Here is a 21,948-nt window from a genome sequence, read left to right as displayed (position 1 = left end):
CACCCTACCATGGCCATCGCTGGTCGAAGCCGCGCCGGGCGGCTTGCGAGTACCCCGACCGTGCGCTAGTTGCTCCCGCCTCGCGCGCCTTGGCGAACCCACGGCTCCCGCGAATTCGTTCTCGCCCCCCAGGAGTCGACCATGCCGCTCTTCGCCATTCCTGCCGGAGACATCGACGCCGCTGGTCGCTCGATCGCGGCGGACCTGCCCGTCGCTTGGCTCGACGAGCAGCTCAGCGACTGCGATGTGCGCAGCGCCGAGCCTGGGCACGTGTCGGGGCGGATCTCCCGCTCGGGCGCCGACATCGTCGTGCGCGGGCGCGTCCACACCGTGTTGCAGGCGCCGTGCGCTCGTTGCCTCGAGCCCACGAAGCTCGACGTCGACGCGGAGATGTCGCTCCTCCTCAAGCCTGCGGCGCCTGCCGTGCTCGCGCAGAAGGCCGACGAGAAGCGCGCGGCGGCGCAGGCGAAGAAGGCCGCCGGAGGAAGCACGAAAACCGAAACGGGCAAGAAGGCGTCGAAGGAAAAGGAGCTGCCGGAGTACGAGTTTTCCTCGGACGAGGCGGAGGTCGACGTCTACGACGGCGAGACGGTCGTGCTCGACGGGTTCATCCGCGAGGCGATTCTGCTCGAGATGCCCATCTTCCCCTTGTGCTCCGAGGCGTGTCCGGGTATCCGTCCCGCCTCCCCCGAGGCCGTCGAGGGGGGCGCCGAGCCGCCCATCGACCCCAGGCTCGCGCCCCTCGGCGCTTTGCGCGCCGCGCTCTCCAAGAGCGGCTCGCGCGGGCCGAACGATGATCAAGGGGCCGCGTCCGGCAGCGCCGACGCGTCCCAGCAGAAGAAGACGAAGAAGGAGTAGCCCGTGGCCGTCCCGAAGAGGAAAACCACCCCGAGCAAGCGCGACATGCGGCGCGCGAACCACGACAAGGTCACCCCGGTGCAGGTGGTTGCCTGCCCGAACTGCGGGGAAGCCGCGCTCCCGCACCGCGCCTGCGGCGCCTGTGGTTTCTACAAGGGTCGCAAGGCGAAGGCCGTCAAGGCCACGACCGCCTGAATCACCGCAAATCCCCAGCTTGCCCGTCTCGCCGGGCCTCCCGCTCCACGACGAAGGGCGAGGCTTCGAGACGGGCTCGCGCCGGGCAGCGCGTGCGTGCATGGATCTCGGCGCTCCGCGATGAATCTCGCGGATGCATGAGCCGAGGTCCATCGCTCGATCGCGCGCCGCCCCGGCGCCCTGCTACCTTGTCATCATGAGCGCGCTCCCCACACCGAAGAGTCGCATCCTCGGGACCGGCCACTACGTCCCCGAGAAGGTGCTCGCCAACGTCGATCTCGAGAAGATGGTCGACACATCCGACGCTTGGATCGCGGAGCGCACCGGCATCCGGCGCCGGCACATCGCGGCCGAGAACGAGAACACGAGCGACATGGCGGCGGCGGCCGCGCGCCGCGCCCTCGAGTCGGCGGGCCTCAACGCCGCCGACATCGACATGATCATCGTCGGGACGATCAGCGGCGACACCCCGATGCCCGCGTGCGCCGTGCACGTGCAGCAGAAGCTCGGCGCCGACAACATCCCGGCCTTCGACGTGTCGGCCGCGTGCGCCGGGTTCATCTACGGCATGACCATCGCCGATCAGTTCATCGCCACCGGCGCGGCGCGCTGCGTCCTCGTGGTCGGCGTGGAGCTCCTCTCGAGGCTCCTCGACTGGCAGGATCGCACGACGTGCGTGCTCTTCGGAGACGGCGCGGGCGCGGTGGTGCTCGGGCCCTCGGACGGAGACGGCCGTGGCCTGCTCGCCACGCGCATCTTCACCGACGGCTCGCTCGCGCATGCGCTCACGATCCCAGGCGGCGGCACGGCCGAGCCGCTCACGGACGAGGGCCTCGCGAAGAAGCGCAACAAGGTCCACATGATGGGGCAGGAGATCTTCCGGACCGCCATCAAGAACCTGACGAGCGCGTCCACCGCGGTCCTCAAGGCCTCCGGGTTGACGAGCGCCGATCTCGACTGGGTCGTCGCCCATCAGGCGAACCTGCGCATCATCACGCAGGTCGCCGATCGGCTGAACTTCCCGATGGAGAAGTTCGTCATCAACATCCAGGAGTACGGCAACACGTCGAGCGCTTCGATCCCCATCGCGCTCGACGAAGCGGTTCGCGACGGGCGCATCAAGCCCGGGCAAAACGTCCTCATGTGCGCCCTCGGCGCCGGGATCTCCTGGGGCGCCGCGCTCGTCCGGATGTGACGCGCGTCTTCCTTCCCGCGCGCCGGGCCGATCCTTTGACGACAAAACATTCTTTCGCGACGTAGCACCTCGGAGTCCGCGTCGATGCAACGAAGCACGAAGGTCGCCTGGTTGTTCCCTGGTCAAGGCTCGCAGCTCGTCGGCATGGGCAAGGACCTCGCCGCGACGTCGGAGGCTGCGCGCCGCACGTTCGAGCGCGCGGACGCGGCGCTCGGTGAGCCGCTCTCCCGGCTCTGCTTCGAGGGCCCGATGGAGGAGCTCACGCTCACCGCGAACACGCAGCCCGCGCTCGTGGCGGCGAGCGCGGCCATCGTGGCGGCGTTGCGCGAGCGTCACCCGGACCTCGCGCCGCCCGTGTTCGCCGCAGGGCACTCGCTCGGCGAATACAGCGCCCTCTGCGCCGCGGGCGCGCTCGATCTCGAAGACGCCGTGCGCCTCTGCCGGCTGCGTGGCTCCGCGATGCAGGCCGCCGTGCCTCCGGGCGAGGGCGCGATGACGGCGATCATGGGGCTCGATGCCGAGGCGATCGCGGCGATCTGCGAGGAGGCGGCCGCGGGAGAGATCGTTTCGCCCGCGAACTACAATGCGCCCGGGCAGGTGGTGATTGCAGGTCAAAAGGACGCGGTGGCGCGCGCGAACGATCTCGTGGTGGCGCGCGGCGGCAAGGCCGTTCCGCTCAAGGTGAGCGCGCCCTTCCACTGCGCGCTCATGCGGAGCGCGCGCGACGCGCTCGCGCCTGCGCTCGGACAGGTCGCGATCCATCCGCTCGCCTTCCCGGTGATCGCCAACGTCGACGCGTCGCCGAACGCCGAGCCGGGCCGGGTCGCCGAGCTCTTGCTGCGGCAGATCGACGGAGCGGTCTTGTGGTCCGCTTCGGTCGAGCGCATGGCGGCCGAGGGCGTGACGCACGCGCTCGAGCTCGGGCCGGGCAAGGTGCTCGCCGGGCTCGTGAAGCGAATCGCGAAATCCATCAAGGTGCTGAGCGTCTCGGATCCCGCGGGGATCGACGCGGTGCCTGCGTTCCTGGAGGGTTGAGAGATGTTCGGTCTGAGCGGCAAGGTCGCGCTCGTGACGGGCGCTTCACGTGGGATCGGTCGGGCGACGGCGGAGGCGCTCGCGGCGCAAGGCGCGCACGTCGTCGTGAACTACGTACGCGGCGAGGAAGAGGCACGGCGCGTCGTGCAGGCGATCGAGGAGCGCGGCGGCAAGGCCGAGGCGCTCGGCTTCGACGTGGCGGACATGCAGGCCACCGACGAGGCGATCGCGGCCCTGGCGAAGCGGCTCGGCCGCCTCGACATCCTCGTGGCGAACGCGGGCATCGCCGTCGACAACCTCGTCCTGCGCGTGAAGGAAGAGGAGATCGATCGCGTCTTCGCGGTGAACGTGAAGGGCGCGATCGGCTGCGCGCGCGCGGCGATCAAGCCCATGATGCGTGCTCGCGCGGGCCGCATCGTGCTCCTGTCGAGCATCGTCGGCGAGATGGGCAATGCCGGGCAGGCGGTCTACGCCGCGTCGAAGGCCGCGCTCCTCGGCCTCTCGAAGACGCTCGCGCGCGAGTACGCCTCGCGGAACATCACGGTGAACGTGGTCGCGCCCGGCTTCATCGACACCGACATGACGTCGTCGCTCGGGGCCGAGGTGAAGGACGGCATGCTGAAGGCCATTCCTCTCGGTCGCACGGGAAAGCCGGAAGAGGTCGCTGCCGCGGTGGCCTTCCTCTGCTCGGATGCCGCTTCTTACATCACGGGCGAGACCATCCGCGTAAACGGCGGCATGTACATGTAAAAAGCGTTTCGCACGCCACGAAGGTGGTGCAAAAGCTCGAACGATGGGTTAGGAGGGGACCGCTTTTTCCCCGGAGGACGCCATGGCGGAAGGTCGCGACATCTCGGCCGATGTCAAAAAGATCATCAAGGAACAGCTCGACGTCGACGAGAAGGACATCAAGCCCGAGTCGACGTTCATCGACGACCTGGGCGCGGACTCGCTCGGCCTCGTGGAGCTCGTGCTCGCCTTCGAAGAGGCGTTCGAGATCGACATCCCGGACGAGGACACGGAGAAGATCCGGACCGTGCAGGATGCGATCGACTACATCAACGCGCACACCAAGAAGTAGCCCCCGAGAGCCCTAGCGAGGGCTCGGTCCCCGGTCCATCCTGGGCGAAGCGAGTATGGAACGCGTCGTCATCACCGGCATCGGTCTCGTCACCCCGAACGGCATCGGCACCGCGGAGACGTGGCGCTCCGTGCTCGCGGCCGAGTCCGGGATCGGGCCCATCACCCTCTTCGATGCGTCGCAGTATTCGACGCGCATCGCAGGCGAGGTGAAAGGGTTCGTCGCGGAGAACTTCATCCCCAAGAAGAAAGTCCGCGAGATGGGCCGCTTCGCCCACCTCTCGGTCGCCGCCTCGCAGCTCTGCATGCAGGACGCGGGGATCGAGCTCACCGACGAGGACCGCGAGACCTGCGGCACGTACATCGGCGTGGGCCTCGGCGGGCTGGAGAACCTGTACCAGTACGCGCAGGTGCTCCTCGAAAAGGGACCCTCGAAGGTCAGCCCGTACTTCATCCCGCAGGTCATCGCGAACCTCGCCGCCGGTCAGGTCGCGATGGCCCTCGACCTCAAGGGGCCGAGCTACTGCAACACGAGCGCGTGCGCGTCGAGCGCCCACTCGATCGGCGAAGCCTTCGAGTGGATCCGCCGCGGCCGCACGCACCTCATGCTCGCAGGTGGCACGGAGGCGACGATCACGGGCCTCGCCGCCGCAGGCTTCGGCGCCATGTTCGCGCTCTCGCGGCGCAACGACGAGCCCACGCGCGCGAGCCGTCCCTGGGACAAGGGACGCGACGGTTTCATCATGGGCGAGGGCGCGGCGACGCTCTTGCTCGAATCGCTCTCGCACGCGAAGCGCCGCGGGGCGAAGATCTACGGCGAGGTCACGGGCTACGGCGCCACGTGCGACGCGTACCACCTGACGAAGCCCGCGCCGGAAGGCGAAGGCGCGCAGCGCGCGATGAAGCAAGCGCTCGCAGACGCGAAGCTCGCGCCGACGGACATCGAGTACATCAACGCGCACGGCACCTCGACGCCGCACGGCGACATCGAGGAGGCACGCGCGATCGTGAAAGTGTTCGGGGAGCACGCGACCGGACACGCGCTCTGGGTGAGCTCCACGAAGTCCGTGACCGGGCACCTGCTCGGCGGCGCGGGCGCGGTCGAGGCAGCTCTCTCGGTGCTCGCGCTTCAAGACGGCAAGGTCCCTCCCACGGCAAACCTCGAGGAGCAGGATCCCGAGTGCGTGCTCGACTGCGTCCCGCTCGTCGCGCGGGAGCGCCGTCTCCGGAACGTCATGTCGAACTCGTTCGGGTTCGGGGGCACCAACGTTGCGCTCGTGTTCTCCCGCTTCGAGGGCTAGGCGATGAGGTGCCCGTTCTGCGGGCACCTCGAGGACAAGGTCGTCGAGTCCCGCGCACCCGGGTCGGGTGACGTCGTCCGCAGGCGCCGCGAATGCGCCGCGTGTGGTCGTCGGTTCACGACGTACGAGCGCGTCGAGGACGTCCTGCCGACCGTCGTGAAAAAAGACGGCCGGCGCGAACCCTTCGATCGCGCCAAGCTGATGCGAGGTCTCCGGACCGCCTGCAACAAGCGGCCAGTCTCGGTGGACCGGCTGGAGGTCGTGGTGGACGCGATCGAGCGTGAGGTGCAGGAGTCCGAGCGGCGCGAAGTGACGAGCGCCGAGCTCGGCGAGCGCGTGATGAACCACCTGCGCGACCTCGACGAGGTCGCCTACGTCCGCTTCGCCAGCGTCTATCGCTCCTTCCGGGACGTGGACGAGTTCCTCCGCGAGCTTGGTAAGCTTGTGAAGGCGAAGGGCCCCTAGTAGATCCGGGCTGACCCATGACGACTGCCCCCGAATCCGATTTCGATCTCGCCACGATGCGCCTCGCGCTCGAGGAGGCGAGGAAGTCCCAGCCATCGCCGAATCCGCCGGTCGGGGCCGTGGTCGTCAATGAAGCGGGCGAGGTCGTCGCGTCGTCGTACCACCTCCGCGCCGGCGAAGAGCACGCCGAGACCGCCGCCCTGCGTCGCGCCGGCGAGGCCGCGCGCGGCGGCACGCTCTACGTGACGCTCGAGCCCTGCAACCACCACGGCCGCACGCCGCCGTGCGTCGACAACATCCTGCGGGCAGGCATCCGCCGCGTGGTCATCGGCTGCCTGGATCCAAACCCGAACGTCGAGGGCGGGGGCGCCGCGCGTCTCACCGAGTCAGGCATCACGGTCGACGTCGGCGTCGCAGGCGCCGAGGCACGCGCGCTCATCGCGCCATGGGCGAAGTTCATCACGACAGGCATGCCCTATGTGTCGCTGAAGCTCGCGCTCTCGCTCGACGGGCGCATCGCGACCCGCAGCGGCGCCTCCAAGTGGGTCACAGGCCCCGAGGCGCGGGCGAAGGTGCAGGAGCTCCGCGCGCAGCACGACGTCGTCGGCGTGGGCATCGGGACGGCGCTCGCGGACGATCCACGCCTGACGGTGCGCACGCCCGGGCTCGCCGAGCAGGGACGTTGCCCGACGCGCGCAGTGTTCGACACGCACCTGCGCTTGCCGCTGCACAGCCGGCTCGTGCAGACCGCACGCGAGGTGCCAACGTGGGTGCTCACGGGCGAGGACGCGCCCGGGGCGAACGAGCAGGCGCTCGCCGACGCAGGATGCGTGGTGCTGCGCGTGCCAAACTCGGCGGAAGGTCGGGTGGAGGTGTCGGCAGCGCTGCGGATCCTCGCGGCGCAGGGCGTGGTGTCGATGCTCGTCGAGGGCGGCGCAGAGCTCGCGGGCAGCCTGCTCGCGGCACGCCTCGCAGACGAGCTGCACGCATTCATCGCACCCATCCTGCTCGGTCCGCGCGGTCGTCCCGGCGCAGTCGACTGGGCAGGCCCAGACACGCCGAGCGAGGCGCCGCGGATCGTCGATCCGCGATGGGCGCTCTGCGGCCGCGACGCATACGTCAGCGGGCCGCTGTCGTTTCCGCGTTGAAGCGTGGCGCCGGGGTTTCACCCCGGACCCGACCAGGGGCTGTCCGCCCCTGGACCCGGACCAGGGCAAGCCCTGGACCTCAGGTGGAAAAACTGCGCTTCGCGCAGTTTTTCCAAGGGGCCGGTGGCAAGACCATGAAGGTCGTCGCACGTAGCGGCACGTTGCCGGTTGAACCGTCGGCGTTGCTGTCTTGGTTGGCAGGTTCGTCGCCGGTCTTGCCACCGGCTGTTCGATGAACTGCGCATCGCGCAGTTCATCGACCCCGAGTCCAGCGCTTGCGCTGGTCCGGGTCCAGGGGCGGATAGCCCCTGGTCGGGCCTGGGGCGAAGCCCCAGCGAAACGCCCTCGCGTCAGCCTGTCGCGTCGGCGCGCTTCTGCATCTTGCGCTGGATGATGCGCTTCTTCAGCATGCCCACGCGGTCGATCATCAGCACGCCGTCGAGGTGATCGTTCTCGTGCTGGATCGCGACGGCGAGCAGACCGTCGGCTGTGAGCTCGAACGTCTTGCCGTCGCGGCCCTGGGCGCGCACGCGGACTTCGGTTGCGCGCTTGATGTCCTCGCTCACGCCGGGGAAGGACAAACAGCCCTCGGTGCCCACCTCTTCGCCGACCTTCGACAGGATCTCCGGGTTCACGAAGACCATGAGGTTGCTCGGTTCGTCCTCGGCGGCGATGTCGATGATGAAGATCCGGTGTGGCTCGCCGATCTGCGTGGCGGCGAGGCCCACGCCTGGCGCTGCGTACATGGTCTCGGCCATGTCGTCGATGAGCCGCTCGATCTCGGGCGTGATGCGCTCGACCGGCAGGGCCTTCTGGCGAAGGCGAGGGTCGGGATAATGCAGGATGGTGCGGATGGCCATGATCGCTTCTTGTGCCCTTCGAACCGCCGCTGCCGCAACGTAACCGCGGCAGGACAGCGCATACAAGGTAGCCTAGTCGAACCTCGTCGTCCTGCCGAGACTCGTCAAGATGCGCTCGGCTCGCCGACGAAGCATTACTTCGTGCGTCGGAAGATCGCCGGATCGACCGGCGTGCCCCGCGCTGCCAGGTCCTCCACGATGGCCGGGACTGCGCCTGTTGGGTGGAGGCTGCCCTCGATCGTCCCGCCTGCGGCGGTCCGTTCGATGGTGAACGTGAAGAGGTCCCGCGCCACGAGCGCGCCGCCTTCGACGCGTAGATCTGCGACTCGCATGAGCCGCGCGCGGCCGTCGCGGAGTCGAGCGACTTCCAGCACGAGATCGAACGCGCTTGCCAGCGCCTCCCGCGCCGCTTCCACGGTCGTGCCTGGGCGCGCCGTCACGAGGTCGGCTGTGAGCCGGGCGAGGGCATGGCGCAGCGTGGGCGCGCGTGTCGCTGCCAGCACGCTGCCCGCGCCCTCGCCGAGGGCTCCCACGAGCTCGGAGGCCGCGGGGCCGGCGAGCGCGCCGATCACGATTCGATCGGGGCGCATCCGCGCGGCGACACGTGCCGCGTTCGCCGCCGCGTCTGCGCTCGGGCCGAGCGGGATCGACAGCGTGTTCGTGTGCAGCACGGGGATCTCGTCGTCGTCTTGCAGCGACACGACGCGCTCTTCCGCAGCGAAGCCTCCCGCGAGCGCTGCGACGAGGGATCCGTGCCCCGAGCCCATCGGCCCTGCCACGAGCACGTTCGCGCGGCCGGCCATGCCTTGCGAGAGCAGCGTCGCCACGGCCCGCGAGAGCAGCCCTGCGCGCACGAGATCCTCCAGCGTGCTCGCCTCGATCCGCTGCGGTTTGCGCAGCACGACGAGCAGGCCCTTCGCGCCTGGCGCGGGCACGACCCCGAGGATCCGAAATCCTTCCGGCGCGACGACATCCACCGCGCCCGGCGCCTCGAACGGCGTGCCTGCGCGCACGAGGAGCCGTCGCAGCGCTCGCGCCGCGGCCTCCTCGCTCGTGAACGGCATCTCGCCCGTCGGCGTCTTGCGGCTCTTGCGGAATGCGACGAGCCGCGTGTTCCCTTGCACGTGGATCTCGACGACGTCGTCGTCCGCGAGCAGCGGACCGATCGCGCCGAGCTCCAGAAGCTCGCGCCGCGCTTCCACTGCGAGCTGCTCGACGCCCACGCCGTCCGGCACGAGGCCCGCGGTCTTCATGACCGCCGCGCGCTCCTCGATCGCTGCCGTGACCTTCGTGGCGAACGTCGACGAGATGGGCGCGCCCGCGGTGAGCGGGGCGAGATCGAGCCCCTCGCCCACGCGCTCCACGAGGGTCACGAGCGCGGCGCGGTGCGGGGCTGACGGGCCCGGCGTCGGCTCCGAGTTCGTGCGGTTCACCGGGGACGGAGGCACCGCCGTCGGGCCGGGTGGCATCGCGTGCCGCGGCGGGAAGGCTTGCTGGAAGGCCGGCGGGAAGGGGCTTTGCGGCGGCGCGGGAATGCTCGACGCCGTGGGCCGCGGGCCTGCGCTCAGCGTCGGCGGGCCGGCTGCGGCGTGCGGCGGCAGTGGCGAGAGTGCGGTCGGCGAGAGCATCGAGCCGCTCGGCTTCGTGCTCGCGGTCGGCCTTGGCACGCGCGGCGGCGCGGGCACGGGGACCGGCGCCTCGTCGGGATCGTTCTCGAGCGGGAAGTGACTGACGACATCTGCGGCTTGCTCGCCGGTGAGCACGCCTGGGTCGCGGGGTTTGGCAGGAACGGCCGAGGGCGGGCCTCCGGGCGACGAGAGTGGGCCTTCGATCGCGCCCATGTCGGGCATCGCGTTGAACTCGCCACTCGGGATACGCCCGCCGGCGAGCTGTGCGCCGGGTCCGGCCTCGATGCGCAGGACGAAGTCGCCGATGTAGATCTTGTCGCCCTCGCGGACGATCGTCGGCTGCCCGATCTTGCGGCCGTTGACGTACGTGCCGTTCGTGCTCTTCAGGTCGGTGACGATGAAGCGGCCGTCACGCAGGACCAGGCGCGCGTGCCGCTTCGACACGTTGCCCTTCGGCAGCATGAGGTCGTTGCCCTGCACGCGGCCGACGTTGATCTCCGCGCGATCGAAGGATTCACGGCGCTCGGCGCCGCCCTTCTCGCTGATGATGACCGAGAAAATCATTCCGCTCGGGCGGCCTTGCGGGATCGGCCCCGGGCCACGCTCGGCAATACGAGCAAGCCCCGAGGAGCATGTCAACGAAGAGGGGACGATCGCGCGCGCGGGGACGGATCAGCGCGGCTTGCGGGCGGAGGCGGACGAAGGCGGGATCGAGGAGGGCTTGTCGTTTTCGCGGCGGTCCTTCATGTCACCGGCGACGAGGGAGAGCAGCTCGCCGGCGACCGACATCACGTCCTCTTCGGCGAGACCACCCTGGCGCATTTCGCGGTAGATGGTCTTCGCGAGGATGCGGAGCGCCCGCGGATCGCGGGAGGCGTGTTCATAAGGGCGGGGCCGCTGCATCGCGTCACCGCTCCCCTCGGAAGGGGCGCCCGTGATCTCGGCTTTGGGGGTGGGGAACTCCATGCCGGCCGCCCTTGCGATGGTCGTGCCGAAGTCGGCGCCTCTGAAATTCGGTCATTTCCCGGTCATATTTTTCCCTGGAAGCGAACGTCGTTACGCACGTGCGTCGCGCGCGGCGCGATTTCGATTTCGCAGCGCGCGTCAAAGCTGGAGGTGTGCTTGCGCGCCTTCCACCGGTGGCACCCCGCTTGACGGTCGGACGAGCGGACGTCTACCTTGGCGCCGCTCGACCGGGGGCGCGTGCGCTGGATACGCGCGGAATCGTGGGGATCGTCAGCGATCGGCGAGCACCGTGTGAAGTGGAGGAGTTATGGCAGTAGGTAAAGTCAAGTGGTTCAATGACGAGAAGGGCTGGGGGTTCATCAAGCAGGACACGGGCCCTGACGTCTTCGTCCACTACTCGCAGATCCAGCAACCGGACGCGGGTCGGAAGCGCCTCTTCGAGGACGAGACGGTCGAGTTCGAGATCAAGGAGGGCCCGAAAGGCCTGCAGGCCATCAACGTGATGCGCCTCGCCGCGAGCTGAGCGGAGCGACTCGTCCACCCGGCGCCTCGGACGTCCGAACCGTCCGCAGGCGCCGGGTTCGTTTTTGGCGTCCCCCCCACGCCCCCCTGCCTGTTCATCCCTTCGGAATCGACACTTCGGAGAACGTCTTCGTCGCGGGATCGAGCCGGCACGAAGTGATCGCCCGGATTGCCCCGGAGCCGTCGTCGATCTCGTACAGGTTGAAGCCCGCCATACGCTCGTCGCTGTCGTGCAGGAGCGACGCGCTCGTCGCGCCGACCGCGTCGATGTGGCCCCGTGCCGTCGGCAACGTGCGGTGGATCCGCCGGTGCAGGTGGCCGTGCAGCAAGAGGCCCCGCTCGATCCCACGCAGAAGCTCGGCTTGCTCCCGGGCGTCGTAGAGCCCTTCGAGCAGCGTCTTCACGAGCCGCGGCGGGTTGTGCCAGGGGTGGTGCTGGAGCAGGATCGGCGTGCGCGAGCGTACCTCGGGGTGGGAGAGCGCCCGGGAGAGAGCCTCGAGCTGCTTCGGGCGGAGCGCGCCGGCGGCGACGAGCGGCGGCCTCGGCACGGCCGTGGACAGGCCGATGAGCGCGACCGGGCCGCGCAGGCGCACGAACGGGAAGGGGCCCGGGATCTCGGGGAGATCGGTCTTCAGGTAGGGCTCGAAGTAACGGAAGAAGCGCTTCGAGTGGAAAGCGCCGCGGGTGTAGGTGTCGTGGTTGCCCGGGACCATGCTGACCTGGTCGGGCGAGAGGCCGAGGTCCTGCTCGACGAGCTTCTTCACGAGCTCGAACTCGACTTCGAGGGCGAGGTTCGTGACGTCGCCCGTGATGACCACGTGATCGACGCCGAGCTTCCGGATCTCCGCGGCGGCCGCCTCGACGGCGAAGGGCTTGTGGACCGACTTGCGGTGGAAGCGCAGGTTCATGTAGCCCGTGATGCGCTTGTTGAAGAGGCGCATCGGCACCGCGCCTTCGAGCGAGAGCAGGTGCAGATCCGAGAGGTGGGCGATCTTCACGCGCCCACTATGAGCCCGCCGGGCGCGCTTCGCTACGGATCTCGGGCGCAACGGAAGCCACGCCAGGGCCTGCGCATGGAGGGAAGATCATGCTGGCGCGAGGCCGCGCGCATGAACGGCCGCCCGTGCACGTAGCCGCCGCCCCGGAGCACCCGCTCCTCCCCCGAGGACGGGCCACGCGGATTCATCACGCTGCCCTCCTGGTATCGGGGTGCGTAGTAATCGGCAACCCATTCTTCCACATTTCCCGCCATGTCGGCGAACCCGTCCGGGGTCCGGCCGTCCGGGAACGAGCCCACGGGGGCGAGCTCGAGGAAGCCGTCGGTGGGGTCGAGCTCGTCCCAGGAGATCTTGCCGTGGTTCACGATCGTGCCGTTCCAGAGGTTGCCCCAAGGGTAACGCCGGCCCCGCGCGCCCCGCGCCGCGCGCTCCCACTCCGCCTCGGTCGGCAGCCGGCCGCCCGCCCAGGTGCAGAAGGCCACGGCGTCGCTGTAGCTCACCATCACCACCGGCAGCTCCGGCCGATCGAAACGCGCGGCCCCCGACGCATACGGCGGCTCCAGGCAATGCCCCGCGGCCACGCAGCGGCGGTAGCGCGCGACCGTGACCTCGGCGCGATCGATCCAGACGTCCGAGAGGTAGACCTCGTGGGGCGGGTACTCGTCGCCGAAGATCTGCTCGGGACACTCGCGGCCCATCGGCTCGAGGGCGCAGAGCGTCTGCGCGTGGGCGACCTCGGAGGGGGTCGAGCCCATCGTGAAGGTGCCTTCGCGCAGGAGGATCGCCTCGGGCGCGGGGCTCTGCAGGGTGACGATGCCGGCCTTCGTGTTCGCTTGCTGCGTGGGGGCCGAGGGCGCCTCGGGGGGAGGCGGCGGACGAGCGGCCCCGCCGGAAGGGGCGAGCACGAGGAGCGCGAAGGCGGCGACCGTCGCGGGGCGCATCGAGGAGAGGCGTAGCACCGGAACGGCCGTTCGTCGTCGCAGGACGGCTACGGCGCGAGCTTCGCCAGGACGAGCTCGGAGGCGCCGCCCATGAGCGGGCCCTGGCCGAAGTCGACCGTGCCGGAGGCCACAGCGGCGAGGAAGATACGGCCGGCGGCGTCGGTCGCGACCGCGGTGATGGACTGGTCGTCCTTGTCGCCATAACCCGTGGCCGAGAGGACGTTCCCCGACGTGTCGTACCGCGCGAGGAACGCGTCGGGCGAGGACGCGCCTCCCTGCGCGTTCAGCGTGATTGCGCCGAATTTCGCGTCCTTCAGGAATCCGCCTCCGACGACGAAGCGGCCGCCGGCGCCGATGGCCACGCCGCCGGCGGTGTCGGCCTTCGAGCCGCCCATGATGACGCTCTTCACGTGCCCGCCGCTCGGCGACAGCTCGAGCAGGAAGACGTCGAGGTTCTGCGCGGTGAGCGCGCCGCCCCCGAAATCCACGGTGCCGCGCACGATCCCGCTCACGACCGCGTTGCCCGCGGCGTTCATGCGCACGGCGTAGCCGCGCTGCGGATCCATGTCGCCGTACCGCTTCGCGTAGGTGACGCCGCCGTTCGGATCGAGGCGCGCGACGAACAGGTCGAAGCCGCCCGCGCTCGTGAGCGTGGTCCCGCCGAAGTCCACCTTGCCGCGGAAGTCGCCGGTGATCACGGCGTTGCCGCCCGCGTCGACCGCGATCGCGCGTCCGTTTTGGTCCTCGCCGTCGCCGAAGCGCTGGGCGCGCACGGGGTTACCGCTATTGTCGAGCGTGAGCACGAAGAGATCGAAGCTGCCGGCGCTCTCGAGCAGACCCGTGCCGAAATCGACGCCGCCGGAGAAGCTCCCGATCACGAGGATCTCGCCCGTCTTCGTGACGGCGACGCCGCGCGCGTTCTGGTCCTCGCTGTTGCCGAAGCGCCGGCTCCAGATGTGGTCACCGTCGGTACCATCGTACTTCGCGACGAAGACGTCGTAGCCGCCCTCGCTCTGGAGCGAGTTGCCGCCGCCGACGCTCATTTGCCCGAGGAACTCGCCGACGACGATGACGTTGCCTTGCGCGTCCTCGGTGACGCTCCACGCGGCCTGATCCTCGGCGCCGCCGAGCCTGCGGCTCCAGAGCTGCTCGCCCGAGGCGCCGTCGAGCTTGGCGACGAACGCGTCGTAGCCGCCCGAGCTCGTGAACGTGTTGCCACCGAAGCTCAAGGTGCCGGGAAAACGACCCACGAGGATCGGGTGGCCGCCGGCGCCGGCGATGAGCGCGAGGCCCTCGGCCGCGCCGAACCTGCGGCTCCAGAGGTTGTCGCTCCCGCACGCAGGCGTCGCGCCGTCGCAGTCCTCGTCCTCCGAAGTCGCGCAGTCCTCCTGCGAGGGCAGGACCTCGCCCTCGCAGGGCCCGAAGGCCGTGCCCGCGGCGTTGCACGTGCGGGTCCCGCCCTGGCAAACCCCGACGCCCTCCGTGCCTTCGGGGCCGCCATAACAAGCCTCCGTCGTGTTCGGCTCGCACGACGTCGCGCCGGCGCTCCCGCCCTCGCCGCTGCTCCCGCCGCTGCTGCCGACTTCGCTGCCGCTGCCGTTCGCGCCTCCCACGCCGCCGCTGCCGCCGGCGCCCAGGGTGGTCTCGGTCGTCGATTCTTCCTTCCCGCAGCCGTACGCCGCGAACACGCCGAAGAGGAGCGAGAGGGCAGCAAGACGGGAGTGTTTCATGATGGTTCAGAATAGTACGAATACGAGCGCCGACGAAATGGCAAACAATGAGGATCCGAAGGAAAGCAATAAACCGTCTTGCGCTGCCACTGCGCGCGTGCAGGCGGGTCGAAATGGTGACTGGGGCGGGTGGTGTGCGCCAGGGAGCCCGCGAGCGCGCCGGCCCATTTCTCGTCGACGAGCATGTCGTCGTAGCAAGTCCCTGCCGCACGCCGAGCTTCCAGGTCCCTGGAGGAGGAAGCTCCCCGGGGCGATCCCTCGACCTTGGCATCGAGGGAGGAAGCTGCCGGGAACGTTCCCCCGGTTCTTCTTCCGCCCTCTGTTCTTCTCCCGACCCGCGGCGGAGGGGACGCAGGGCTGAGAGCCACGTCCGCGGGAGCGGGGGAAGATCAGGCTGGCGTTTTGATTTACAACCCCGTCATCGCCCCCCCGATCCCATGTCCCGATCAATGCTGGGCTCCGGGCGAGGTAACAACAAAAGTGGCGCGCCTGCGGACCCTGCACGCGTTTGGCGGGACGGTCGGTGGTTTCGGGCACCCATGTGTGCCGCTGGGGCTGCCCGACGCAGAGGAAGGCGACACCAGAGCATCTTCATACCCCATACCCCGTTCGAGTGGGGGTATGTGGAGTCACATGTTTGGCATACAGTCAAGAACATTGCGTCCAACACGAATAACGGTGAGCTATAAAACAATTTTCGGGTACTCATGGTGTGAAAGGACACGGTCAACCACCGAGAGGGGAGCGTGCGATGCTCCAGCGAGAGCGGAAATCCTGGTTTCTATGTCCTGGATCCCACAGGATGCCACCTCATGGTCAGGCGTCTCTGACTGTAAGCAACCAAAGGAGTGCAATCCGTGGCAACCCCGGTACCGAATAACACCATCATCCTCTACAAAGACGACAACACAAACATCGAACTCGAAAAGATCGACTTGACCCAATACACATTGGGGTATGTCCACGCCCTCCAAGAGTCGAAGGATGAAGCCACCTACGTGCGCTACAACCTCCCCAAGGGGTGCGTCGTCACGCTGTTCGACAACCACGCGACGCTGGATTGGCCCAACCTCAAAGGGGCTGGCAGGGTCTTGGACCTCATCGGTGACGGGCAGGAGCACGCGGTCAATCTGAAATCGTGCGATCTGAACGACTGCGCCTCCGCCTTCCTGTGGCGGAACGTCGACCTCGACATGGGGTATGTGTGCCTCTATGAAGGCGCCGAATTCACCGGCAACTACACGACACTTTTCATGTCGGAGTGGGAGCTCGATACGGTCCACAACATCGACGGCTGGCATATCGAAGACGAGCTCAGCTCGATCAAGTGGCAGGGCATGCTCGACACCTTCACCGTGGAACTCTACGAGAACAGCGACGGTGGCGGAAGGCGCTACACGAACATCGCGCGTGGCGCGGGGGAGGTGAGGAGCCTGGATGACGTGGGGTTCAACGACTGCGCCAGTGCGTTCAAGATCATCCGCCTCAGGCCAGTGAAGGAAGAAATCAAGGAAGTGATCGTCGAAAATTACGTCCCGACGAACCAGTCGCGCAAGGTGGTCTACGAGCTGAAGGGCACGAACGCGGGGAGCACGCCAATCAAACCGGCGATCGGCGTGAAGGTGAGCGTCATAGAGACCGCCGAAGTCACGGTCACCGACACACACAGCTCCGGCGGCGCCGTTGAAGCCGGCTATACCCATAGCAAGGTAGGCTCGGATAACAACGCGTTGGATCTGACATTCGGGTTCACCTACAACTACGAGCACTCCGAGAGCAGCACAGACAGCCTGGAGAAGGAAGTCGTGCTCGCCACCACCATTGATTATGAAGTCCCGCCGTATTCGACGTATATCATCCAGTGGTACGCCACGAGCGGCACGGTGGACGTCACGGTCAATACCACCGCCACGCGTTGGTATACCCAGCCGCTCGCGGGCACCGAACCGGACGGCGAGTACTACCGGCGCAACGAGACGCTGACACTCAGCTTCAAGGGAGTGCTGTGCGTGGAGAATGCGCCCTATAACGATGACGAGCCCATCTCCTCTACCTGACGTCTTCTGGCGAGCGTATGCGCGATGATACCGCCGCCGCGGGTTCACGTGTTCCGATTTCGTCGAGAGCGCCCTCGCTGGTGACGGCCGGGGCGTCGAGCGGACCCGCGCGGTCCGTCGCCATGCGCAGCACCCGTAGCCGCGAACGTGGCGCTAAGGCGCCTACCCTCGTGGTGACGGACTGATACCACGTCGCCCCCGTGCTCAACGGGGCCCTGCCCGCCGCAATCCTCAGAAACGGCACACAAGCAGATTTCGCTTTCCGCTTTCCGCTCCCGCTACCGCCGCTCCACCGCTGAAAATCGAAGCGCGCGTCCTCCACGTCCCGCCGTCGGCTTGCCACCTTCACGCTCGACGACGCCCCCGACCACGACGAAACGCATCCCCTCGGCCAGCCGATGCGGCGCGGTGAAGCTCGCGCGCTCGTGGACCTCGGCCGGCGAAAACACGAGCAAATCCGCCCCGCACCCCTCGCGCACGCAGCCCCGCTCGCCTTCGAGCCCAAGCGTGCGAGCGGGCAGAGCCGACATCTTGCGCACGGCTTCCTCCAGGGAAACGAGGCGCTGCTTTTCGACGAGCTCCTCGATCACCCGCGCAAACGCGCCAAATCCGCGCGGATGCCGGCCGCCGCCGCCGCCGTCCGTGCCGACCATCACGAAAGGATCGGCGAAGAGGCGCGCCACGACGGCCTCGTCCATCACGAAGTAAGCGGCCTCGGCGCCATCCGGGCCGACGTCGATGAGGATGTCCTCGAATGGGACACGACGCGACGCGGCGACCTCTTCGAGCGTCCTTCCCGCGAATGCGCCCGTGCCGAAGAGCATCGCCTTCGGGCCGTTGCGTTTCTCCACGCGGGCGCGCAGGAATGCGGCGAGCTCGGGGCGGCGGCTGCGCAGCGCGTCGGCATACGAGGACGGCGGGCGCGCAAAGTCGGGGAAAAGGACGGCGAGCGAGGTGTAACTCGCAGCGTACGGATACAGGTCGGCCGTGACGGGCAGGCCGAGGGCGCGGGCCTTTTCGATGTGGGCGAGCAGGCGCTCGGCCCGGGCCGTGCCGCGGCCGAGGACGATCTTGAGGTGCGCGACGTGCGCGCGGGCCTTGCCCCTGCGGCACATCTCGAAGAGCTCGTCGAGCGAGGATTCGACGCGATCGTCGTCCTCGCTGCGGACGTGGCTCATCACGACGCCGCCGCGCGCGCCGACGGGCTCGGCGAGGGCGACGAGCTCGTCCATCGAGGCGCCGCGCCCCGGGTCGTATTCGAGGCCGGTGCTGAGGCCGAAGGCGCCGTCGTGAAGGGCCTGGGCGACGAGATCCCGCATTCGCTGGAGCTCGGCGGGCCTCGGCTTCGTATGGAGAGCCGCGCCGACGAGGGCGCGGACGGTGCCGTGCCCGACGAGGGCGGCGACGTGGACGCGGGGCCTTCCGGCGTCGATGCTCGCGAGCCAGGGGCCGATGCGCGTGGCCGGGCTGCGACCGTCCTGGCCGACGACGAGCGTGGTGACGCCCATGGCGAGCGCGTACTCGACGTCGCCGAGCGGATTGCCGTGGGAATGCGCGTCGATGAAGCCGGGCGTGACGACGGCGCCCGTGGCGTCGAGGGTGCGCTCGGCGCGTACGGAAGGGTCGACGTCGCCGACGAAGGCGATGCGATCGCCGCGGACGAGGACATCGGCGCGGCGACGTGGGCCGCCCGAGCCGTCGATCACGTGGCCCCCGCGGACGGCGAGTCGAAAAACCTCGTCGGAGCGGAAGGGCGGAGGCGGCGGAGCAGGCGGCGGCGCAGGCGGGAGCGCTTCGGGCGGCGGCGACGCGAGCGGGAGCGTGTGCGGCGGCGGAGGCGCGGGGGGCGGCGCCTCGGGGGGCGGCGCGGACGGGGGCGGCGGCGCGGGGCTACAGGCCGCGAGCAGCGCGAGGAGCGGGAGGGCGGGGAGGAGTCGCTTTCGCAGGCGCGGCATCGCGGGGGCCGGGAGGGTTTTTCCAGGCCCCCGCGCGATTGTCAACACGCGCTCACGGCGTGTCCGTGGGATCGGCGGGATCGCTGCCTGCGACTTGCTCGTCGCCGTCGAGGAAGCCGTCGAGGTCGCGGTCGATGCCCATGCGAACGCCCGAGCCCGGCGGCGTGCAGGTATACGTGAGCGCCTTGTCGCCAGCCGTGAGGACCGTCTCCATCAGGCCCCTCGCGACGGGCGAGACCGAGGCGCGATCGACGAGGAATTGCCCGCTGCCGACGTAGACGAACCCGATCTCGTTCAAGAGCCGGCCCTTCGCGATGAGATCACACTCCCCGGCGTCGGCGCGCGCGACGAGCAAATCGATCCGGGGCGACGCGACGGCGCTGTTGCTCTGCGTGAGCGTCACCTGTTGCCCCACGATCGGCGCCAGGTTCGATTCGAAGGCGAGCTGGTATTGCACCATGTCGAGCTTCGCCTGGTTGCCCGCGGGCGTATTCGGGATGCCGGCCGGATTCGCCGGGACCTCGTCGAAGCCGCTCACGAACGTGAAGAGCTCGGGCACGGTCCCGTCGTGATTGAGGCCGAAGCCGCGGACCTGGTCGCCGAGGAACGGATCCGGCGGGCGATTGCCGCTCGTGAAGCCGGCGCCGAACATGCCGACCTTCTGGTAGGCGTTGCGCAGGTGCGGGACCTTGAGGATCTGGGTCGTCGCGTCGAACGAGCCGAAGCCGGCGGTCCCGAAGAACCCGGGGAAGGCGTCGCCGGGATTCGCATCGGGATCGACGCGGTGGCACGCCTCGCAAGCGCCCTGGGACGCGACGTTCTGGGTGAAGAAGAAATCGCGGCCGGCTTGTTGCGCGGGCGTGAGCGAGTTGTCGAGGTTCCGGACCGGGTTCGGCGGATACATGACCTGCAGGATGAAGTCCGTGAACTTCTGCATCTGCTCGGCCGAGAGCGTCGCATTGCGGCCGAGCAGATCCACGAACGCCCCGTTGAACTTCTTGAAGGCCGCCTCCTCGTCGAAGGACCCGTCGTCCGGCTGCGACGAGGCCTCGTCGTTGCCGCCCGTCCTGTCGCCGCGCCAGTGCATTGGCCCGTGGTTCGCCATGCCGCGCAGGCTCTGCGTCGCCATCGGCCCCTTCAGCGGGTGGAAGTCGGGGTTCTGGCCGAAGAGCGGATCATCCGTGCCGAAGACGGGGACGAGCTCGGGCTTGATCGAGACGAACGGGCCGGGGTTGTTCAGGACCAGGCCGTCGGGATTGCCGAGATCCCAGGTCATGCTGTCGAGATCGCCGAAGACGTGGCAGCTCCCGCACGCGGCCTCGCCGTTGCTCGACGACAGGCGCGCGTCGTAGAGGAATTGCCGCCCCTCGATCACGCTCTCCGGCTCCGGGCTGTGCATCGAGACATGCCCGATTTCCTGGTTCGTCGTGGTGTTCACGATCGCGATCGAATTGTCGAAGCGGGTGAGCACGTACATGCGTCCACAGCTCTCGTCGAGCACCATGCCCGTGGGCCCGCCGCCGGAGAGCTGGATATGGTTCGCGGCGTTCGGCACGAACGTGTCGTTCTCCAGCGCCGCCGTGTTGTAGACGCCGATTTTCGAGGAGGCGAACGCCGCCACGTAGAGCTTCGTCCCGTCGCCCGACACGACCATCCCGAGCGGCTGCGACAGCGTCTTGTCGTTCACCGCGGCCGGGGCCGGGTACACGTTGTAATCGATGTGCTTGTTCAAATGACGCGGCGCGACGCCGTGCGCCCCGAGCACCGTGATCCGGCTCTCGTGCAGGTGGCCACGCAAGGTCTCGCCCGCGTAAATGCCCGGGCCCTCGAAGCGCAGGTCGTTGCGCGCCTCGGTGTTGCTGACGTAGACCTTCCCGCTGACCGGGTTCACGGCCATGTTGTAGAGAATGGTCCCGACACCCGTGTAATAACCAGACGAACCGGAGAGCTGGGCCGGGGGGTTCGCGTTCGCGTCGATCACGAACACGTCCTTGTCCGGCAGGGAGAAGCGGACGGCGCTGTCCCAGGAGCGGCCGACGACGTCCTTCCAGTGTGTGCCGTCGAACTTGACGATGATGCCGACCTCGGGCGCGGGTACGCCCTGGAAATTCGTGTTCGGCCCAGGCACGCCGCCGGCCGCCTCGCCGCCGTCGGGGACTTGCAGCTCGCTCAGGGCCGTCGTGCGGTTGCCCGAGTGGAAGGCCGCCGCATAAACGCGCGAGCCGTCGGGCGTCACCGCGAGCGCGCGGGGCGTATCGCTGAAGAGCGTGAGGATCGTCTGGGGCGTGCCGCCGAGCGTCGAGCCGAGGTTTCCGGCGTCGAACACCCACACATCGGCGCGGCCCACGCCGGGCGTCGTGAGCTCGGGGTCGTAGGGCACGTTCTGGCCGCGATGGGCCGTCGTGATGAACGCGCGGTTCTTGCCGGGACCGCCGAATACGATGTCGCGCGGCTCGTCGCCGACGAGCAGCGTGCGCACCACGTTGCCCTGGTACCCGAGCGGGCCGATCTTCACGACGCTGACGCTGTCGGAAAGATGATTGACCACCCAGATCTCGTCGTTCGAGCGAGCGGCGACCGCGACCGGCTCGAGCCCCACCGGCACCGAGCCGCGGTGCGAGAGGCCGCCGTTCGCTTCCACGTGGAAGATTTCGAGGCGATTGTCGGGCGTATTGACGGCGAACAGGAATTGCTTGTTCGGCGAGAGCGCGACGGGCCGGACCTGACCGCTTTCGAAGAGGGTATAGGAGCTATCGGCGGACGCCTCCGCGCTCACCGAGAGCCCTGCGAGGAGCGGTGCCACGGCGAGAATGGAGAGGAGCGGACGGCGAAATGGGCGTTTCGCCGCCTGGGGGCGCGTGAACGTCATGGGACCTCCGTGCACGAATAGGAGCTGCTCAGCGCCAGGAGGCGATGAGCGCCAAAAAGGAAACTTTGCGAAGCTTATCCGGGCTTTCCAGATTTGTAAAGCTCCAGATGTACCGGAACTCCGTCTTCGTGCTTGCAGGCAAAAT

General features: G+C 68.6%; 19 protein-coding genes. 11 read left to right on the top strand and 8 right to left on the bottom strand.

The window, feature by feature from the left end:
• Window positions 1-141 precede the first annotated feature (141 nt).
• The 9 genes from QHF84_RS03475 to ribD all read left to right on the top strand — a co-directional run bounded on the left by QHF84_RS03475 (window position 142) and on the right by ribD (window position 7,277).
• Window positions 142-858, top strand: coding sequence for a DUF177 domain-containing protein (locus tag QHF84_RS03475; protein WP_281311716.1), 717 nt, complete (start codon window positions 142-144; stop codon window positions 856-858).
• Window positions 859-861: 3 nt separating this feature from the next.
• Window positions 862-1,053 (top strand): 50S ribosomal protein L32, encoded by a 192-nt coding sequence (rpmF, locus tag QHF84_RS03470; protein ID WP_281311715.1) that lies wholly within the window; start codon window positions 862-864, stop codon window positions 1,051-1,053.
• A gap of 196 nt (window positions 1,054-1,249) precedes the next feature.
• Window positions 1,250-2,248, top strand: a complete 999-nt coding sequence (locus QHF84_RS03465) for a beta-ketoacyl-ACP synthase III (RefSeq protein WP_281311714.1) — start codon at window positions 1,250-1,252, stop codon at window positions 2,246-2,248.
• Window positions 2,249-2,332: 84 nt separating this feature from the next.
• Window positions 2,333-3,283 carry an ACP S-malonyltransferase gene (fabD, locus tag QHF84_RS03460; protein ID WP_281311713.1) on the top strand — a complete coding sequence of 317 codons (951 nt, stop codon included), beginning with the start codon at window positions 2,333-2,335 and terminating at the stop codon, window positions 3,281-3,283.
• 3 nt (window positions 3,284-3,286) lie between these two features.
• Complete coding sequence (fabG, locus tag QHF84_RS03455; protein ID WP_281311712.1) at window positions 3,287-4,033, top strand: 3-oxoacyl-[acyl-carrier-protein] reductase; 747 nt, start codon at window positions 3,287-3,289, stop codon at window positions 4,031-4,033.
• Between the two features lie 82 nt (window positions 4,034-4,115).
• Window positions 4,116-4,364: an acyl carrier protein gene (gene acpP, locus QHF84_RS03450; protein WP_281311711.1), complete on the top strand. Its 249-nt coding sequence runs from the start codon at window positions 4,116-4,118 to the stop codon at window positions 4,362-4,364.
• Window positions 4,365-4,419: 55 nt separating this feature from the next.
• Window positions 4,420-5,664, top strand: a complete 1,245-nt coding sequence (gene fabF, locus QHF84_RS03445) for a beta-ketoacyl-ACP synthase II (protein ID WP_281311710.1) — start codon at window positions 4,420-4,422, stop codon at window positions 5,662-5,664.
• Between the two features lie 3 nt (window positions 5,665-5,667).
• The gene (gene nrdR, locus QHF84_RS03440) at window positions 5,668-6,129 is read left to right on the top strand and encodes a transcriptional regulator NrdR (protein WP_136931831.1); all 462 of its coding nucleotides are present in this window, start codon (window positions 5,668-5,670) and stop codon (window positions 6,127-6,129) included.
• 17 nt (window positions 6,130-6,146) lie between these two features.
• On the top strand, window positions 6,147-7,277 hold the full coding sequence (gene ribD, locus QHF84_RS03435) for a bifunctional diaminohydroxyphosphoribosylaminopyrimidine deaminase/5-amino-6-(5-phosphoribosylamino)uracil reductase RibD (protein WP_281311709.1): 1,131 nt from the start codon (window positions 6,147-6,149) through the stop codon (window positions 7,275-7,277).
• Window positions 7,278-7,627: 350 nt separating this feature from the next.
• Here the strand turns inward: ribD and def are convergent, their stop codons facing one another.
• The 3 genes from def to QHF84_RS03420 form a co-directional block, all read right to left on the bottom strand.
• Window positions 7,628-8,137 (bottom strand): peptide deformylase, encoded by a 510-nt coding sequence (gene def / locus QHF84_RS03430; protein ID WP_281311708.1) that lies wholly within the window; start codon window positions 8,135-8,137, stop codon window positions 7,628-7,630.
• A gap of 134 nt (window positions 8,138-8,271) precedes the next feature.
• Window positions 8,272-10,329, bottom strand: coding sequence for an ATPase, T2SS/T4P/T4SS family (locus QHF84_RS03425; protein ID WP_281311707.1), 2,058 nt, complete (start codon window positions 10,327-10,329; stop codon window positions 8,272-8,274).
• A 108-nt stretch (window positions 10,330-10,437) separates the two neighbouring features.
• Window positions 10,438-10,731 (bottom strand): hypothetical protein, encoded by a 294-nt coding sequence (locus QHF84_RS03420; protein ID WP_281311706.1) that lies wholly within the window; start codon window positions 10,729-10,731, stop codon window positions 10,438-10,440.
• A 307-nt stretch (window positions 10,732-11,038) separates the two neighbouring features.
• Between QHF84_RS03420 and QHF84_RS03415 the strand changes: the two genes are divergently transcribed.
• Entirely contained in the window at window positions 11,039-11,254 is a 216-nt protein-coding gene (locus tag QHF84_RS03415; protein ID WP_281311705.1) for a cold-shock protein, read from the top strand.
• Window positions 11,255-11,348: 94 nt separating this feature from the next.
• Here QHF84_RS03415 and QHF84_RS03410 read toward each other — a convergent pair whose 3' ends face one another.
• From QHF84_RS03410 to QHF84_RS03400, 3 genes are read right to left on the bottom strand one after another with little or no spacing between them, the layout of a single operon-like run.
• Complete coding sequence (locus tag QHF84_RS03410) at window positions 11,349-12,251, bottom strand: metallophosphoesterase (protein WP_281311704.1); 903 nt, start codon at window positions 12,249-12,251, stop codon at window positions 11,349-11,351.
• A 32-nt stretch (window positions 12,252-12,283) separates the two neighbouring features.
• Window positions 12,284-13,192, bottom strand: coding sequence for an SUMF1/EgtB/PvdO family nonheme iron enzyme (locus tag QHF84_RS03405; protein WP_281311703.1), 909 nt, complete (start codon window positions 13,190-13,192; stop codon window positions 12,284-12,286).
• Between the two features lie 47 nt (window positions 13,193-13,239).
• Entirely contained in the window at window positions 13,240-14,922 is a 1,683-nt protein-coding gene (locus tag QHF84_RS03400) for a hypothetical protein (protein WP_281311702.1), read from the bottom strand.
• Window positions 14,923-15,779: 857 nt separating this feature from the next.
• Between QHF84_RS03400 and QHF84_RS03395 the strand changes: the two genes are divergently transcribed.
• Entirely contained in the window at window positions 15,780-16,979 is a 1,200-nt protein-coding gene (locus QHF84_RS03395; RefSeq protein WP_281311701.1) for a hypothetical protein, read from the top strand.
• Between the two features lie 278 nt (window positions 16,980-17,257).
• Here the strand turns inward: QHF84_RS03395 and QHF84_RS03390 are convergent, their stop codons facing one another.
• Together QHF84_RS03390 and QHF84_RS03385 are read right to left on the bottom strand one after the other, a co-directional pair.
• The gene (locus tag QHF84_RS03390; RefSeq protein WP_281311700.1) at window positions 17,258-18,934 is read right to left on the bottom strand and encodes an amidohydrolase family protein; all 1,677 of its coding nucleotides are present in this window, start codon (window positions 18,932-18,934) and stop codon (window positions 17,258-17,260) included.
• Between the two features lie 52 nt (window positions 18,935-18,986).
• Entirely contained in the window at window positions 18,987-21,803 is a 2,817-nt protein-coding gene (locus QHF84_RS03385; RefSeq protein WP_281311699.1) for a beta-propeller fold lactonase family protein, read from the bottom strand.
• Between the last annotated feature and the right edge of the window lie 145 nt (window positions 21,804-21,948).

The organism is Polyangium sp. y55x31 (assembly GCF_029946505.1).
In the GTDB taxonomy this organism is placed as follows: domain Bacteria; phylum Myxococcota_A; class Polyangia; order Polyangiales; family Polyangiaceae; genus Polyangium.
The sequence above is the reverse complement of the archived record's forward strand: the minus strand, read 5'-3'. Positions and strand labels throughout refer to the sequence as shown.